We start from the raw sequence: 15557 nt of genomic DNA on the forward strand, positions 1-15557 counted from the left end.
ACGGCCCGGCCCGCGGACCTCCTCGCGCGCCGGGCCGCACGCCTTTCTCACATCCCTCCCTGGAGGCCCCCGTGGGTCGATACGTGATCCGGCGGCTGCTGCAGATGATCCCGGTCTTCATCGGCGCCACGCTGCTGATCTTCCTGATGGTGAACGTGATGGGCGACCCCATCGCCGGTCTGTGCGGCGAGCGCCAGTGCGACCCGGCGACGACCGCCCAGCTGAAGAAGGAGTTCGGCCTCGACAAGCCGGTCTGGCAGCAATACCTGACCTACATGGGCAACGTCTTCACCGGCGACTTCGGCACCGCCTTCAACGGACAGCCCGTCACCGAGCTGATGGCCAGCGCCTTCCCCGTCACCATCCGGCTGACGATCGTCGCCATCCTCTTCGAGATCGTCATCGGCATCAGCCTCGGCGTCATCACCGGCCTCAAGCGCGGCCGCCCCGTCGACACCGGCGTCCTGCTGCTGACCCTCGTCGTCCTGTCCGTGCCCACCTTCGTCACCGGCCTGCTCGTCCAGTACCTGCTCGGCGTGAAGTGGGGCTGGATCTCACCGGCCGTCTCGCCCGAGGCGCCCTTCAACGAACTCATCGTCCCCGGACTCGTCCTCGCCTCCGTCTCGCTCGCGTACGTCACCCGGCTCACCCGGACCTCCATCGCCGAGAACAAGCGCGCCGACTACGTCCGCACCGCCGTCGCCAAGGGCCTGCCGCGCCGCCGGGTGATCATCCGCCATCTGCTGCGCAACAGCCTCATCCCCGTGGTGACCTTCATCGGCGCCGACATCGGTGCCCTCATGGGCGGCGCCATCGTCACCGAACGGATCTTCAACATCCATGGCGTCGGCTACCAGCTCTACCAGGGCATCGTCCGCCAGAACACCCAGACGGTCGTCGGCTTCGTGACCATCCTCGTCCTGGTGTTCCTGCTCGCCAACCTGTTGGTCGACCTCCTGTACGCCGTCCTTGACCCGAGGATCCGCTATGCCTGAGCCGCCTGAGTCGTTCGAGCCGCTGGAGTCGTACGGTGAGGAAGGACGCGCTGTGGCCTCGACCGGTGCCGGAGGCGCGGCCGACTTCGGCACCGCCGAGGCCGAGAGCCTGGAGAAGACCCTTGAGGGAACCGAGGCCGCGGCCGAGAAGAAGCCCCGCTCCCTGTGGTCCGACGCCTGGCGCGACCTGCGCCGCAACCCCGTCTTCATCATCTCCGCGCTGGTCATCCTCTTCCTGGTCGTCATCTCCCTGTGGCCCTCGCTGATCGCCTCCGGGGATCCGCTCGACTGCGACCTCGCCAAGGCCCAGGAAGGCTCCCAGCCCGGCCACCCCTTCGGCTTCAACGGCCAGGGCTGCGACGTCTACACCCGGGTCGTCTACGGCGCCCGCACCTCCGTCACCGTCGGCGTCCTCGCCACCCTCGGCGTCGCCGTCCTCGGCAGCATCCTCGGCGGGCTCGCCGGCTTCTTCGGCGGCGCCTGGGACGGCCTGCTCTCCCGGATCACCGACGTCTTCTTCGCCATCCCCGTCGTCCTCGGCGGCCTCGTCCTGCTCTCCGTGGTGACCAGCTCCACCGTCTGGCCCGTCATCGGCTTCATGGTGCTGCTCGGCTGGCCCCAGGTCTCCCGCATCGCCCGCGGCTCCGTCATCACGGCCAAACAGAACGACTACGTCCAGGCCGCCCGGGCGCTCGGCGCCTCCAACTCCCGCATGATGCTGCGCCACATCACGCCCAACGCGGTCGCCCCGGTGATCGTCGTCGCGACCATCGCGCTCGGCACCTACATCGCCCTGGAGGCCACCCTGTCGTACCTCGGCGTCGGCCTGAAGCCGCCGACGGTCTCCTGGGGCATCGACATCTCCTCGGCCTCGCAGTACGTCCGCAACGCGCCGCACATGCTGCTCTGGCCGGCCGGCGCGCTCGCCATCACGGTGCTCGCGTTCATCATGCTCGGCGACGCGGTGCGCGACGCCCTCGACCCCAAGCTGAGGTAGCCGACCATGCTGCTCGAAGTGCGCGACCTGCACGTGGAGTTCCACACCCGGGAGGGCGTGGCCAAGGCGGTCAACGGCGTCGACTACTCGGTCGACGCGGGGGAGACCCTCGCCGTGCTCGGCGAGTCCGGCTCCGGCAAGTCCGTCACCGCGCAGGCGATCATGGGCATCCTCGACATGCCTCCCGGCAGGATCACCGGCGGCGAGATCCGCTTCCAGGACCAGGACCTGCTGAAGCTCAAGGAGGACGAGCGGCGGAAGATCCGCGGCGCCAAGATGGCGATGATCTTCCAGGACGCCCTGTCCTCCCTCAACCCGGTGCTCAGCGTCGGCGAACAGCTCGGCGAGATGTTCGTCGTCCACAAGGGCATGTCGAAGAAGGACGCGCGCGCCCAGGCCGTCGAGCTGATGGACCGGGTCCGCATCCCCGCCGCCAAGGAGCGCGTCGGGCAGTACCCGCACCAGTTCTCCGGCGGCATGCGCCAGCGCATCATGATCGCCATGGCGCTCGCACTCGAACCCGAGCTGATCATCGCCGACGAGCCGACGACCGCCCTCGACGTCACCGTCCAGGCCCAGGTCATGGACCTGCTCGCCGAGCTCCAGCGCGAGTACAACATGGGCCTCATCCTCATCACCCACGACCTCGGCGTCGTCGCCGACGTCGCCGACAAGATCGCCGTGATGTACGCGGGCCGGATCGTCGAACAGGCCCCCGTCCACGAGATCTACAAGGCGCCCGCCCACCCCTACACCAAGGGCCTGCTCGAATCGATCCCGCGGCTCGACCAGAAGGGCCAGGAGCTCTACGCCATCAAGGGCCTGCCGCCCAACCTGCTGAAGATCCCCACGGGCTGCGCCTTCCACCCGCGCTGCCCGCTCGCCCGGGACATCTGCCGGATCGACGAGCCGCCGCTGTACGACGTCACCGAGTCGCCCGTGCGCCGCGCCAGCGCCTGCCACTTCTGGAAGGAGTGCCTCCATGGCTGAGGCGATTCTCCAGGTCCGCGACCTGGTCAAGCACTATCCGCTGACCCAGGGCATCCTCTTCAAGAAGCAGGTCGGCGCCGTCCGCGCGGTCGACGGCGTCGACTTCGACCTCGCCACCGGCGAGACCCTCGGCATCGTCGGCGAGTCCGGCTGCGGCAAGTCGACGGTCGCGAAGATGCTGGTCAACCTGGAGAAGCCGACCTCGGGCACCATCTCGTACAAGGGCGACGACATCACCAAGCTGTCGCCGCGCGCCCTGCGGGCCGTGCGCCGGAACATCCAGATGGTGTTCCAGGACCCGTACACCTCGCTGAACCCGCGCATGACGGTCGGCGACATCATCGGCGAGCCCTACGAGATCCACCCCGAGGTGGCCCCGAAGGGCGACCGGCGCCGCAAGGTGCAGGACCTGCTCGACGTCGTCGGCCTCAACCCCGAGTACATCAACCGCTATCCGCACCAGTTCTCCGGCGGCCAGCGCCAGCGCATCGGCATCGCCCGCGGCCTCGCGCTGCAGCCCGAGATCATCGTCGCGGACGAGCCGGTGTCGGCGCTCGACGTCTCCGTGCAGGCACAGGTGGTGAACCTGCTCGGACGGCTCCAGGACGAGTTCAAGCTGTCGTACGTCTTCATCGCGCACGACCTGTCGATCGTGCGGCACATCTCCGACCGGGTCGGGGTCATGTACCTGGGCCGGATCATGGAGATCGGATCCGACGCGCAGATCTACGACCACCCGACGCATCCCTACACCCAGGCGCTGCTCTCCGCCGTGCCGGTCCCCGACCCTGACGCGCGCGAGCACCGCGAGCGCATCCTCCTGGCCGGCGACGTCCCCTCCCCGGCGAACATCCCCTCCGGCTGCCGCTTCCGCACGCGGTGCTGGAAGGCGCAGGAGCGGTGTGCGCTCGAAGTGCCGCTGCTCGCGGTCCCGGCGGTCTTCCGGCTGACGGACAGTCCGGCGAAGCACGACTCGGCCTGCCACTTCGCGGAGGAGAAGACGGTGGTGCCGCCGGAGAACGGGACGGAGGGCGGCGCGGAGAGCGGGACGGGGAAGGGCACGGAGGGCGGCGCGGAGAACGGGACAGCGGGTGGCACGGGGAGCGGCACGGGGGAGCCGCCGTCCGAGGGGCCTTAACGCGCAGGCAACTCACGCGAATTGGATCCGATATACGAACACTGGATGCTGGATCCAGTTCGGCCGTGCGGGTGCCGTTCGGTCAACCGGGGCGCGCCATGTCGCCCCGGTTGGCCACCCCGCACACCCGACGTGACGCATAAGCCCCCCGCTATGCGGAACGCCTTGTTTCGGGCCACCGCAACCGTGAGTATCGGCCCCGTGACTGTGACACGTACGGCACGCCTCACCGGCGCCGCCCTGTGCGGCGCGCTCGCGCTCGTCCTCGTCGTCTGGCTGCTGCGCGACCTCGCGACCTTCGGCCCGACGCCCGCACTCCTCCAGTACTGGGCCGGCGACCACGCCGTCCGCGTCAACGGCACCACGGCCACCTCGTTCGTCGACCCGCTGCTGCTCGTCGCCTACGTCGTCACCGCCGTCACCGCCCTGCGCTCCCCGCTCGCCGGGCCCGCGCTCGCCGCCACCGGACTCACCACGCTCGCACTGCGCCTGCCGGGCCTGTGGGCCTCCGGAGTGGAGCCGCTCGTCACCACGCTCCTCAGCCTCGGCCTCGGCACCGGCCTCGTCGTCACCGCGGCCGCCGGCCGGGACGGCGCGCGCGACGGCGAGGGGCCGGGCGGCGCGCCCGCCCGGCCCCGTACCGGACCCGCCGTCGCCGCCGGGATCCTGTGCGCGGCCGGCGGCCTGATGTGGGCGGGCATGGAGGCCCGCTGGGCCGCGCTCCTGCCGCCCGAGTACACCGTCAGCCGCTTCACCGGCAGCCGCGCCCTGCTCCTGCCCTCCCTCGCCGTCCCGCCCGGCTGGCTCGACGCCGTCCTCGTCCTGCTGCTCCTCGCCGCGGCCGGCAGCGCCTTCGCGCGGGCCCGGCACACCCGCCCGCTCGGCCTGCTCGGCGGGCTGCTGCTCGCCGGCTGCGGGGCTGCCGGGGTCGCGGCCGCGCTGCGGTCCGGCCGGCCCGCGCTCGTGCCGGAACCGGACCTCTACGCCCGCCTGTACGACCTCGCCGCCGGCTACGCGCTGCTGGCCGGGCTCGCGGTGCTCGTGCTGCTCGCCCGCTCCTGGCAGCCGCGCCGGGTCCCCTACCGCCCCGCCGCCGCGCTCCCGCCGGCCCCGCCCGCGCACCGCCCGCCCGGCTGGTGACCTCCGCTCAGCCCTGGAGCCCCAGCGACCGCCTGAGGAAGTCCACCTGGAGCAGCAGCAGGTTCTCCGCCACCTGCTCCTGCGGCGTCATGTGCGTGACGCCCGACAGCGGCAGCACCTCGTGCGGCCGCCCGGCCGCGAGCAGCGCCGAGGACAGCCGCAGGGTGTGCGCGGCGACCACGTTGTCGTCGGCGAGGCCGTGCACGAGCATCATCGGCCGGGCCGGCTCCCGCGCGTCGACCAGACCGGCGTCCGTGACCAGGGAGTTCGCCGCGTAGACGGCCCCCTCCCGCTCGTCGGGCAGGCCCAGATAGCGCTCGGTGTAGTGGGTGTCGTAGAGCCGCCAGTCCGTCACCGGCGCGCCCACCACGGCCGCGTGGAACACGTCCGGCCGCCGCAGCGCCGCGAGCCCCGCGAGATAGCCGCCGAAGGACCAGCCGCGGATCCCCACCCGCCCGAGGTCCAGCGGGAAGTCCGCGGCGAGCGCCTGGACGGCCGCCACCTGGTCGTCGAGCGCCAGCGTCAGCCGGTCGCGCACCGACTTCTCCCACGCGGGGGAGCGGCCCGGCATGCCCCGCCCGTCCGCCACGACCACCGCGAAACCCTGCTCGGCGAACCACTGCGACGTCAGGTACGCGTTGTGCGCGGCGAGCACCCGCTGGCCGTGCGGACCGCCGTACGGGTCCATGAGCACCGGCAGCGGCCCGTCGCCCGCCGACCACCACGAGGGCAGCAGCACCGCGCACGGGATGCGCCGCTCGCCCGCCTCGACGAGCCGCGCCCGGGCCGTCAGCACCGGCCGCTGCGCGTGCGAGACGACCTCGGCGAGCTGCTTGCCGTCCCGCAGCACCCGCGCCACGCTCCCCGGCGCGTCCGGCCGGGCCGAGGACAGCACCACGACCGCGCCGCAGCGCACCGCCGCGTGCACGCCGGGCGCCTCGGAGACCCGCTCCACGCCCCGTTCACCCACGCGGTACACATGGATCTCACCCGTCTCGGCGGACTCGGCCGCCTCACCCGTGGACGCCGAGATCAGGACATCTTCCGCGCCGACGTCGAGCACCGCCCGGACGTGCAGCCGTCCGTCCGTCAGGACCCGGTCGCCGACCGCGAGCGCGCGCACCCCGCCCTCGTCCGTGATCCGCACGAGCTTCCCGTCCGGCGTCCAGGCCGGCACCCCGCCGAAGAGTTCCAGCCAAACCGGATCCTCGTCCACATGCACCGCCGTCGTCGCCCCCGACTCCGGGTCGACCGTCAGGAACGCCTGCGTCCGCTGGTCCCGCGCCTGCACGAGCAGCAGCGGGGCACCCGCCGCCGACCAGTGCACCCGGGCCAGATACGGGAAGGAGGCCCGGTCCCACAAGACCTCGGTGCGGTTTCCGGACAGATCCACGACGAAGAGCCGGACCTCCGCGTTCGGCGTCCCCGCCGCCGGGTAGGCCACCTGCTGCGGCTCCCGCCCCGGATGCGCCGGATCGGCGATCCACCAGCGCCGCACCGGCCGCTCGTCCACCCGTGCGACCAGGAGCCGGTCCGAGTCCGGCGCCCACCAGAAGCCGCGCGAGCGGGACATCTCCTCCGAGGCCGCGAACTCCGCGAGCCCGTACGTGACCCCGTCCGCCTCCGTCGCCGGATCCGGCTCCGCGAGCGCCCGGTCGCCCGTCCCGCCCGCCCCGGTCACCCGCAGCGCCCCGCCCGCCGCGTACGCCACGAGCCGCCCGTCCGGCGACGGCCGGGGGTCGATCACCGGGCCCGGCACCGGCAGTTCGCGGGCCGTGCCCGCCCGCAGCTCCGCCGTGAACAGCCGCCCCGACAGCGCGAACGCCGCCAACTCCACGGCCGCGTCCACCGCGTAGCCCACCACGCCCGCCGAGCCCTCGCGGCTGCGCTCCCGGCGCGCCCGCTCCTCCGGCGACAACTCCTCTGCCGCGCCCGCGAGCAGCGCCTCCGGATCCGCCGCCGGCCGCTCCACGCCCTCCTTCAGGTCGAGCACCCAGAGCCGGTGCGTGCGGTCCGTCCCCGAACCGGAGCGGACGAACACCACCCGCTCGCCGTCCGGCGACGCGGTGAACGCGCGCGGTGCGCCCAGAGTGAACCGCTGTGTCCTGGCGTACTGACGGGGAAACGAGATCTGCTCGTGAGACGAAGTCATGTGACCGAAACTAGCGTCCGTGCGCCCCCTCATGCCCCCGTACACCGATCGATGCGATGGCACGGATAGTTATGATCCGTAGCGCTAGGTGGGTAAGCATCCATCAGGCACATGCCAAGAGAACGTCCGACCGAACCATCCGACCGAACGTCCTACCGAAGAAGTGTGGAGGTGAACCGCCGTGGCACTCTCGATCTCGGTGGTGGTGCTGCTGGCGATCGTCGTCTTCCTGCTGATCCGGAAATCCGGGCTCAAGGCCGGTCACGCGGCCGTCTGCGCGCTCCTGGGCTTCTACCTGGCCAGCTCCACCATCGCCCCGTCGATCAAGACGCTCACGACCAACGTGGCCAGCATGATCGGCGGCCTCAAGTTCTGACCTGCCGGGTTCCGCGTGGCCCCGCCTCGTAGGCTGGGGCCATGACGGATCTCCCAGCCCGTCGGCTGCTCCTGGTGCACGCGCACCCGGACGACGAGTCGATCAACAACGGCGCCACCATGGCCAGGTACGCGGCCGAGGGTGCCCTCGTGACCCTGGTGACCTGCACCCTGGGCGAGGAGGGCGAGGTCATCCCGCCCGAGCTCGCCCACCTCGCGCCCGACCGGGAGGACCGGCTCGGCGCCCACCGCGCGGGCGAACTCGCCGCCGCCATGAAGGAGCTGGGCGTCACCGACCACCGCTTCCTCGGCGGCCCCGGACGCTTCCGCGACTCCGGGATGATGGGCGCGGAGCAGAACCACCGCCCGAACGCCTTCTGGAACACGGACGTCGACACGGCCGCCCCGTACCTCGTCGAGATCGTCCGCGAGGTCCGTCCCCAGGTCCTCGTCACCTACGACCCCGACGGCGGCTACGGCCACCCCGACCACATCCAGGCCCACCGGGTCGCCATGCGCGCCGCCGAGCTCGCCGCCGACCCCGCGTACCGCCCGGACCTCGGCCCCGCCCACACCATCGCCAAGATCTACTGGAACCGGATCCCGCGCCCGGTCGCCGAGGCCGGCTTCGCCCGGCTCGACGCCGAGGGCTCGGTCTTCCCGGCCGCCGCCTCGATCGCCGACCTGCCCGGCGTCGTCGACCCGTCGCGCATCACCACCGAGATCGACGGCGGGACCGGCGACGGGCCGAGCGACGGGCGCGGAGAGGCGGCCGGCGGCGCGACCCCGCACGCGGCCCGCAAGACGGCCGCCATGGCCGTCCACGCCACCCAGATCGCCGTCGACGGCCCCTTCTTCGCCCTCTCCAACAACCTGGGCCAGCCCGTCCAGACCACCGAGTACTACGAGCTCGTCCAGGGCGCGTCCGGCGCGCCCGCGGGCGAACACGAGACCGACCTGTTCGCCGGGCTGACCGAGGCGGAGGCGGGCGCATGAGCGGCATCGGCGCGGGCGCCCGATATGCCTGGTACGCGGGGCTGTTCGTCCTCGGCCTGCTCGTCGGCACCGCCGGCTCGCTCGTCCAAGCCGCCTGGTTCCCGGCCGGGTTGCTCCTCGCCCTGCTCGCCACCGCCGCACTCTTCTACGGCGGCCGGCGCGCCACCGGCAACCAGCTCGGCGTCGCCGCGGCGGGCGCCGGCTGGCTCGTCGCCATCGTGCTGCTCAGCTTCGGACGCCCGGAAGGCGACGGCCTGTTCGGCGGCGGGCTCGGCGAGATGGTGTTCCTGCTCGGCGGCATGGCCGTCGCTGTGATGTGCGCCACGATGACCCGCCTCGCCCCGCCGCCGGCCTGACCGGCCCCGTCCAAAGCCCGAGTTGGCGGGCGGCGAATTGACGGGAGAGTGTCTTGACTTCGGCCGGATTGCCCGTGGCGGATCCCCGCCGGGTCGGGTGCCGATCGGCGGCGGCCAGTATGGTGGTGCGCGCCGCCGACCGCCCGAATCACCACGAGCATCAGCGAGAGCGGGCGGCGGAGCCAACCGGGAGATCCTGCTTTGAGTCGTGAAACTGGTCGAGAGACAGACCGTTCGTCCTCCGGCGCCCAGGGGCGCGGCGGGGCCGCGTACCCCTCGGGCACTCCGCCGTACGGGCTCCGCCCGGGCCAGGAGGGCGCCGAGGACGCCGCCGGCGCACCGCCGGAGGAGCCCAAGACCGAAACCACGCTGACCACCCGCATCCGGATCAACATCCCGGGTTCGCGGCCGATCCCGCCCGTCGTCGTCCGCAAGCCGGTCGGCGACGGCGGTGCCCCCGCGGACGACCGGGCCGCGCGCGCCGCCGACGTCGAGCGCATCGCCTCCGGCGTACGGCCCGAGCCCGAGCCCGTCCGCCCGGAGCCCGCCCCCGAGCCGGAGCCGGCCGCGCCGGACGCGGCGGGCGACAAGCCGGCCAGCGACTGGTTCGCCCCGCGCAAGGCGTCCGCGGCCCCCGCGCCCGCCGCCCCCGCGCCGAAGCCCGCCCCGGCCCCCGCCGCCCCGACCGGCCCCCGCGCCCTCGGCGCCGGCCCGTCGGCGCCCGTCGGCGCCCCCGGCTTCACCGGCTCCGCCTCCGACGGCGTCCCGTCCGGCGCCGGCACCACCCAGAGCATGCCGATCGTCACCCTGCCGACCGTCGGCCCCGCCGGCACGCCGCCGCAGGGCACCCCGATCGTCGACCCGATGGCCGCCGCGCCCGCCAACCCGCTCTACGACGACGGCCCCGGCCGCACCCCGGCCGCCGGCACGCCCGTCCTCGGCGGCCCCGCGGCCCCCACCGGCCCGACCACCGGCCCGGTCACGGGCACCAGCCCGGTCGCGGGCCCGGGCAGGCCGCGCGGCGGCGCGCCCCGCGGCGGCCAGCCGCGAGGCCCCCAGGGCGGGCCCCAGGGCCCCGGCCCGCAGGGTGCCGGTCCGCAGGGTCCCGGCCTGCAGGGTCCCGGTCCGCAGGGCCCCGGTCCGGCGTACGCCGACGGCGCGCCCCGGCTGTCCGACGACACCGCGATCCTCACCCCGCAGCCCCCGGCGCCCGTCCCGGGCCCGGTCACCGGTCCGATGACCGGCGGCGGCAACGTCTCCGGCGCCACGCTCAACAGCGGTCCCTTCGGCCGCACCGACGGCCCGGACCTGACGCCCCGTATCCCCGAGCGCGACGACACGGCCCCGGCCCCCGCCCCGGCCGCCCCGCGCCCGACCCCGGCGTCCACGGCCAAGCCCGTGAAGAAGCGCTCCAAGCTCGTCCTCGCCTGCGTCGGCGTCATCGGCCTCGCCGGCGTCGCCTACGGCGCCGGGCTCCTCCTCAACCACGCCGACGTCCCCAAGGGCACCACGGTGCTCGGCGTCGACGTCGGCGGCGGGACGAAGGAGGAGGCCGTCGCCAAGCTCGACGAGGTCCTCGGCAAGCGCGCCAACGCGCCGCTCCAGCTCAGCGTCGGCGGCGAGAAGGTCGAACTCGCCCCCGACAAGGCCGGCCTCGCCCTGGACACCCAGGAGACCGTGCGCGCGGCCTCGGGCAGCGACTACAACCCCGTCTCCGTCATCGGCTCCCTCTTCGGCGGCGAGCGGGTCGCCCAGCCGGTCTTCCCGATCGACGAGGAGAAGCTGGCCGTCGCCCTCACCGACCTCTCCGGCAGCTCCGGCACGGTCACCGAGGGCACGATCCTCTTCTCCCCGGGCAAGGCCACCCCGGTCGAGGGCAAGGCCGGCAAGGGCATCGACGTCCAGCGCGCCGTGATCTCGGTCAAGGACGCCTACCGCGCCCAGGTCCAGACCGGCCTCGCCAAGACCGTCGAACTGCCCGTCGTCACCCGCCGGCCGACCGTCACCAAGGCCGAGCTCGACCGCGCCATGGAGGAGTTCGCCCGGCCCGCGATGTCCGGCAACATCACCATCGAGGCCGGCGGCAAGAAGATCGACTTCGGCCCGAACCGCTCCCTGCCGAAGATCCTCTCCATGAAGGCCGTCGACGGCCGCCTGGTCGAGGTCTACGACAAGAAGGCGATCAACGAGCTCCTCGACGGCGTCTTCGACGGCGTCATGATCACCAAGGGCGACGGCAGCAAGCACCAGGTCTCCGCCGACGACGTCGCCTTCGTGATGCGCGACGCGCTGCGCGGCAAGACGAAGGCCGAGCGCACCAAGTCGATCGACCTCTCGGGCAACGGCTGACGGCCACGCGCTGATACGAGGAGGAGCCCCCACCCGTGACGGGTGGGGGCTCTTCTCGCTCCTCGGCGCCGCCGATCGACGACACCGGCTCCTGGGCCGGACGGGTCCCGGCGACGCGACGCGCCTCAGAACCAGTGCAGGCAGTGCGGCTTGCGCTCCGTGCCGAAGAGGGTGTCGGCCCGGGCCGGCGCGTCCGGGTGGTGGGCGCGGATGTGGCCCGCTCTGACGAGGGTGCTCGGGGTCGTGCCGCCCAGGTAGAGCGAGGACAGGTCGCTGACGTCCAGGGAGAGGTCGGGCGAGCGGTCCGTGGGGACGCAGGTGGCCCTGCCGTCGCGGACGGTGAGGAGCCAGCGGCCGCGCTCGGCGAGGAACGGGTCGTCGACGTCGAGGACGAGCTCGCCGTCGGTGGACCAGCCGCGGGCGGTCAGCGCGCGCGGGACGTCCAGGATCCGCACCCAGAGCCAGTCGGTGTCGCCGCTCGCCTCGCCGGCCCGGAAGTCGGCGAGCTGCCAGCGCAGCGGGTGCTCGTACGGGAGGTGCTTGAACACGACCTCGGTGACCAGGTCGTGGCCGAGCGCGAAGCGGGCCAGGGCCGTGAAGGCGGCGTCGCCGGTGGCGACGGTCTCGTCGACAGTGAGGGTGCTGTCGGCGCGGGAGTAGGCGGCGTAGCCGTCCGGGACGCCGTCGGCGTCGCGGTGGACGGCGATGTAGCGCGGCGCGGCGGCGACGGGCGGCCGTCCGGCGCCCCGGGTCCACCAGCGGTGCGGCCGGGACAGCGCGCCGGGCTGGGCGCGGCGGTAGCGGTCGTAGACCTCTTCGAGGACGTCACCGCACTCGGCGCGCCGCAGCACCTCGACCGAGCCCGTGGCCGAGCCCGAGCCCGTGGCCGAGTCTGTGCCCGTGTCCGAGCCCGTGGCTCTGGACGGCGTCCCGGTGGCGGGCACCCCGCCCGCCCGGGGTGCGGCGAACGCCGCCTTGTGGCGCTGCACCGTCAGCCGGCCCGTGTACGTCGCCGGGCCGTAGCCGTACCTGCGGTAGATCACCGCCTCGGAGGCCAGCAGCACCGAGAGGAACTCCCCGCGCTCCCGCAGCCCGTCGAGCTGGTGCCGCATCATCGCCGTGAGCACGCCTTGGCGGCGGTGCGTGGGCAGCACGCCCACGCAGGTCACCCCGGCGGCCGGGGCGATGATCCCGCCGGGCAGGGTGAGCTCGAAGGAGTACGCGCCGGCGGTGCCGACGGGACGGCCCCCGTCCGTCGTGGCGAGCAGGCAGCGGTCCGGTTCGAGCGCCGCCCACCAGACCCCGCCGCCGTTCTCGTCCGGGGTCTCCGGGACCATCCCGAAGGCGGCGTGGAGGGTGTCGACGAAGACGCCGAGGTCCTGTTCGGTCGTGGAACGGATCCGCATGCCTGTCGCTGTCTCCCCGGTTCGTGGTGCCCCGCCCCAGTGCATCGGCGGCCCGCGGCCCGGTCAACCGAATTACGGTCGGCACACCGGACGCCGGTCGGGTCGGCTGCCGGGCATGTCAGCCCCGAGGGCCCGCTCCGCCCGTGCGTGCTCTACCGGATCCGTCGCGGCGACGCTCACGAGGTCCCGTAGCCGTCGGCCGCGCCTCAGCTCGGCCGCGCCTCAGCTCGGCCGCGCCTCAGTTCAGCCGCGCCCGCGCCGCTTTCGCCCGCTGCCTGATCGTCTCCGCCGCGCTCGGTTCGACGGCGTCCATGACCGTCGCGTACGCCTCCATCTCCGCCGCGCCCGTGAGGAAGTCGCCGCGCTGGACGAGGAGTTCGGCACGCTCGTAGCGCAGCCGGGCCGGGTGCGAGGGGAGCAGGAGGGAGAGCTCGACGGCCCAGAGGGCGACGGCGGAGCGCTCGGGGCGGGCGGCGGCCCAGGCGCGGATGTTGTTGAGGATGCGGAGCACGATCGCGGGGGCCGTCGCGGGCCGCAGCATCGCCGGGTCGAGGGCCTCGCCGGTGGCGCTCGCGACGAGGAGTTCGGCGTCGGTGGCAGTCATGGGCCGGCCGCCCGCGAACGGGTCGGCGAGGTGGAGTTCGGCCGGGTCGCCGAAGCCGACGACGAAGTGGCCGGGCAGCCCGAGCCCGTACACCGGCGCACCGGCCCGCCGGGCGACCTCCAGCCACACCACGGAGAGCAGGATCGGCAGCCCGCGCCGCCGCCGCAGCACCTCGTGCAGCAGCGAGGACTCCAGGCGCTGGTAGTCGGCGGTCACGCCCTGGAAGCCCGCGCGCCGGCCGAGCAGCTCGGCGAGGGCCGCGACCCAGGCATCGGCGCCGCGGGTCCCGTACGGGACGAGCCCGGCGAGCCGGTCGAGTTCGATCTCGGCGAGGTCCAGGTCGGCCTGCGTCACCGTGGGGTCGGCGACGGCGCCGACGAGCAGACAGAGCCGGGCGAGGTCGGGCCGCTCGGACCTGGCCTCCTCGGCGAACTCGCGCCGCCAGTCGGTCACCCCGCTCCCGTCCCCGCCCCCGTGCGCCTCGCCGCTCCCGTGAGACCCGCCGCAGCCGTGCGCCTCGCCGCCCCCGCGCGCCCCGTCGTCGTCGCCCTCGGCGCCTGCCCCGGTCACGCCTCGGTCCCGGTCCCTCGGTAGTGGTGGTAGTGGTGGTGCACGGTGAAACCCATCCCGTCGTACAGCGCCCGCGCGCCGTCGTTGTCCGACTCCACCTGGAGCCAGGCCGCCGAGGCGCCCTCGTCCAGGGCCCGGCGGGCGAGCGCGGTCATGACCGCCGTCGCGAGCCCGCGCCGCCGCTGGTCCGGACCGACCTCGACCGCCATGAAACCGGCCCAGCGTCCGTCGACCACCAGGCGTCCGATAGCCGCCGGTATGTCTCCCGTGCCCGGTACGGACGCGAACCACACACTCGGCCCGCTGCCGAGGACCTTCAGTACGTGCGGGCCGGGCTCGCCGAAGCGCTGGTAGCGGCGCAGCCACGGGTCGTCGACCGAGCGTGACAGCCGGACCCGCGACACGTCGGCGTCGAGGTCGCCGATCGGCGCGAGCCCGGCGATCCGCAGCTCCGCCGAGACCTCGCGGACCCAGCCGCGCCGCTCCAGCTCGGCGCTCAGCAGCTCCTGGGCGCCCTCCGCGCCGGTCGACGTCTGGATGTACGGGGGCAGCTCGCGCGCCGCGTACCACTCCCGTACGCGGGTCAGCGCCGCGTCCAGCGGTATGCCGGGGTCGCCGAGCGGCAGCACCGAGTTGGCCCGCCGGGTGAATCCGCCCGCGGCGCGCAGGGTCCACTCGCCGAGCGGTTCGCTCTCCAGCGGCTGCCACGCGCGCGCGGCGGCCCGGGCGAGCTCGGGGAAGGTGGCGGCGGGGCCGCGGCGGCGGGCCGGGGCGGCGGGGACGACCTTGCCCGCGGCGAGGGCGGATTCCGCGATCCGGACGGTCTGCCCGGTCCGGCGTGTGATCAGCAGCACACCCTCGTCCCATGATGTGAGAACCCCGACCGCGTCGGTGAATTTCTCCCCCGCCGCGACCGAGTCCGTCACGTACCGAACTGAGACACGTTTCCCCACGTCAGCAGCGGTAATTCGCACTTCGAGGCGTCCGCCATCGGTGAATTCCACAGCTTCTCAGCCCCTCCTGTTCGGATCGTCCCCAAGAACGGAGATACTAGGGGCGGGCATCGACGACACCGCGCTCCCGCGCAGACCAGCCCTATCGAGGAGGAACGACAGCGTGACCTACGTCATCGCGCAGCCTTGTGTCGACGTCAAGGACAAGGCGTGCATCGAGGAGTGCCCCGTCGACTGCATCTACGAGGGCCAGCGGTCCTTGTACATCCACCCGGACGAGTGCGTCGACTGCGGGGCCTGTGAGCCGGTCTGTCCGGTGGAGGCGATCTTCTACGAGGACGACACCCCGGAGGAGTGGAAGGAGTACTACAAGGCGAACGTCGAGTTCTTCGACGAGCTCGGTTCGCCCGGTGGTGCCTCCAAGCTCGGTCTCATCGAGCGCGACCACCCCTTCATCGCCGCCCTGCCGCCGCAGAACGGCTGATCGGACGATCATCCACCCTCGGTCCCGTACGGCGTCGCAGCCGCTGTACGGG

14 protein-coding genes are annotated in these 15557 nt (G+C 73.4%); 10 read left to right on the forward strand and 4 right to left on the reverse strand.

Annotated features, from left to right (window positions below; translation table 11 throughout):
- The first annotated feature begins 71 nt into the window (after positions 1–71).
- The 5 genes from ACFYU9_RS35765 to ACFYU9_RS35785 all read left to right on the forward strand — a co-directional run bounded on the left by ACFYU9_RS35765 (position 72) and on the right by ACFYU9_RS35785 (position 5260).
- Complete coding sequence (locus ACFYU9_RS35765; RefSeq protein ID WP_389208127.1) at positions 72–995, forward strand: ABC transporter permease; 924 nt, start codon at positions 72–74, stop codon at positions 993–995.
- Positions 988–1992: an ABC transporter permease gene (locus ACFYU9_RS35770; RefSeq protein WP_389208129.1), complete on the forward strand. Its 1005-nt coding sequence runs from the start codon at positions 988–990 to the stop codon at positions 1990–1992. The genes ACFYU9_RS35765 and ACFYU9_RS35770 overlap by 8 nt, the downstream gene beginning before the upstream one ends.
- A gap of 6 nt (positions 1993–1998) precedes the next feature.
- A complete protein-coding gene (locus ACFYU9_RS35775; protein ID WP_389208131.1) occupies positions 1999–2982 on the forward strand; it encodes an ABC transporter ATP-binding protein in 984 nt (327 codons plus the stop codon).
- Entirely contained in the window at positions 2975–4120 is a 1146-nt protein-coding gene (locus tag ACFYU9_RS35780; protein WP_389347820.1) for an ABC transporter ATP-binding protein, read from the forward strand. Before ACFYU9_RS35775 ends, ACFYU9_RS35780 begins: the two co-directional genes overlap by 8 nt.
- Before the next feature lie 201 nt (positions 4121–4321).
- Positions 4322–5260 (forward strand): hypothetical protein, encoded by a 939-nt coding sequence (locus tag ACFYU9_RS35785; RefSeq protein ID WP_389208135.1) that lies wholly within the window; start codon positions 4322–4324, stop codon positions 5258–5260.
- 7 nt (positions 5261–5267) lie between these two features.
- Here the strand turns inward: ACFYU9_RS35785 and ACFYU9_RS35790 are convergent, their stop codons facing one another.
- Complete coding sequence (locus ACFYU9_RS35790; RefSeq protein WP_389347823.1) at positions 5268–7412, reverse strand: prolyl oligopeptidase family serine peptidase; 2145 nt, start codon at positions 7410–7412, stop codon at positions 5268–5270.
- A gap of 181 nt (positions 7413–7593) precedes the next feature.
- On the opposite strand from ACFYU9_RS35790, the gene ACFYU9_RS35795 reads away from it, so the two are divergent.
- The 4 genes from ACFYU9_RS35795 to ACFYU9_RS35810 all read left to right on the forward strand — a co-directional run bounded on the left by ACFYU9_RS35795 (position 7594) and on the right by ACFYU9_RS35810 (position 11488).
- The gene (locus tag ACFYU9_RS35795; protein ID WP_389208139.1) at positions 7594–7788 is read left to right on the forward strand and encodes a hypothetical protein; all 195 of its coding nucleotides are present in this window, start codon (positions 7594–7596) and stop codon (positions 7786–7788) included.
- Positions 7789–7829: 41 nt separating this feature from the next.
- On the forward strand, positions 7830–8783 hold the full coding sequence (gene mshB, locus ACFYU9_RS35800; protein ID WP_389347825.1) for an N-acetyl-1-D-myo-inositol-2-amino-2-deoxy-alpha-D-glucopyranoside deacetylase: 954 nt from the start codon (positions 7830–7832) through the stop codon (positions 8781–8783).
- Positions 8780–9139, forward strand: a complete 360-nt coding sequence (locus tag ACFYU9_RS35805; RefSeq protein WP_389208142.1) for a DUF6113 family protein — start codon at positions 8780–8782, stop codon at positions 9137–9139. Before mshB ends, ACFYU9_RS35805 begins: the two co-directional genes overlap by 4 nt.
- A 792-nt stretch (positions 9140–9931) precedes the next feature.
- Entirely contained in the window at positions 9932–11488 is a 1557-nt protein-coding gene (locus ACFYU9_RS35810; RefSeq protein ID WP_389347854.1) for a hypothetical protein, read from the forward strand.
- Positions 11489–11613: 125 nt separating this feature from the next.
- Here ACFYU9_RS35810 and ACFYU9_RS35815 read toward each other — a convergent pair whose 3' ends face one another.
- From ACFYU9_RS35815 to ACFYU9_RS35825, 3 genes are all read right to left on the reverse strand, one after another.
- Positions 11614–12894, reverse strand: a complete 1281-nt coding sequence (locus tag ACFYU9_RS35815) for a GNAT family N-acetyltransferase (RefSeq protein WP_389347828.1) — start codon at positions 12892–12894, stop codon at positions 11614–11616.
- A gap of 238 nt (positions 12895–13132) precedes the next feature.
- Complete coding sequence (locus ACFYU9_RS35820) at positions 13133–14176, reverse strand: tetratricopeptide repeat protein (protein ID WP_389347856.1); 1044 nt, start codon at positions 14174–14176, stop codon at positions 13133–13135.
- Positions 14065–15072, reverse strand: coding sequence for a GNAT family N-acetyltransferase (locus ACFYU9_RS35825; protein ID WP_389208146.1), 1008 nt, complete (start codon positions 15070–15072; stop codon positions 14065–14067). The genes ACFYU9_RS35820 and ACFYU9_RS35825 overlap by 112 nt, the downstream gene beginning before the upstream one ends.
- 112 nt (positions 15073–15184) lie before the next feature.
- Here ACFYU9_RS35825 and fdxA point away from each other — a divergent pair, with 112 nt between their 5' ends.
- Positions 15185–15505 (forward strand): ferredoxin, encoded by a 321-nt coding sequence (fdxA, locus tag ACFYU9_RS35830; protein ID WP_389208148.1) that lies wholly within the window; start codon positions 15185–15187, stop codon positions 15503–15505.
- Positions 15506–15557: the final 52 nt, after the last annotated feature.

The organism is Streptomyces sp. NPDC004327 (assembly GCF_042873935.1).
Lineage (GTDB): Bacteria > Actinomycetota > Actinomycetes > Streptomycetales > Streptomycetaceae > Streptomyces.

Bases quoted from the DNA above. Each gene is read 5' to 3' on its own strand.
- mshB (WP_389347825.1), top strand. From the start codon at position 7,830: ATGACGGATCTCCCAGCCCGTCGGCTGCTCCTGGTGCACGCGCACCCG.
- ACFYU9_RS35790 (WP_389347823.1), bottom strand. From the start codon at position 7,412: ATGACTTCGTCTCACGAGCAGATCTCGTTTCCCCGTCAGTACGCCAGG.
- ACFYU9_RS35810 (WP_389347854.1), top strand. From the start codon at position 9,932: ATGCCGATCGTCACCCTGCCGACCGTCGGCCCCGCCGGCACGCCGCCG.
- ACFYU9_RS35805 (WP_389208142.1), top strand. From the start codon at position 8,780: ATGAGCGGCATCGGCGCGGGCGCCCGATATGCCTGGTACGCGGGGCTG.
- ACFYU9_RS35770 (WP_389208129.1), top strand. From the start codon at position 988: ATGCCTGAGCCGCCTGAGTCGTTCGAGCCGCTGGAGTCGTACGGTGAG.
- ACFYU9_RS35775 (WP_389208131.1), top strand. From the start codon at position 1,999: ATGCTGCTCGAAGTGCGCGACCTGCACGTGGAGTTCCACACCCGGGAG.
- ACFYU9_RS35780 (WP_389347820.1), top strand. From the start codon at position 2,975: ATGGCTGAGGCGATTCTCCAGGTCCGCGACCTGGTCAAGCACTATCCG.
- ACFYU9_RS35815 (WP_389347828.1), bottom strand. From the start codon at position 12,894: ATGCGGATCCGTTCCACGACCGAACAGGACCTCGGCGTCTTCGTCGAC.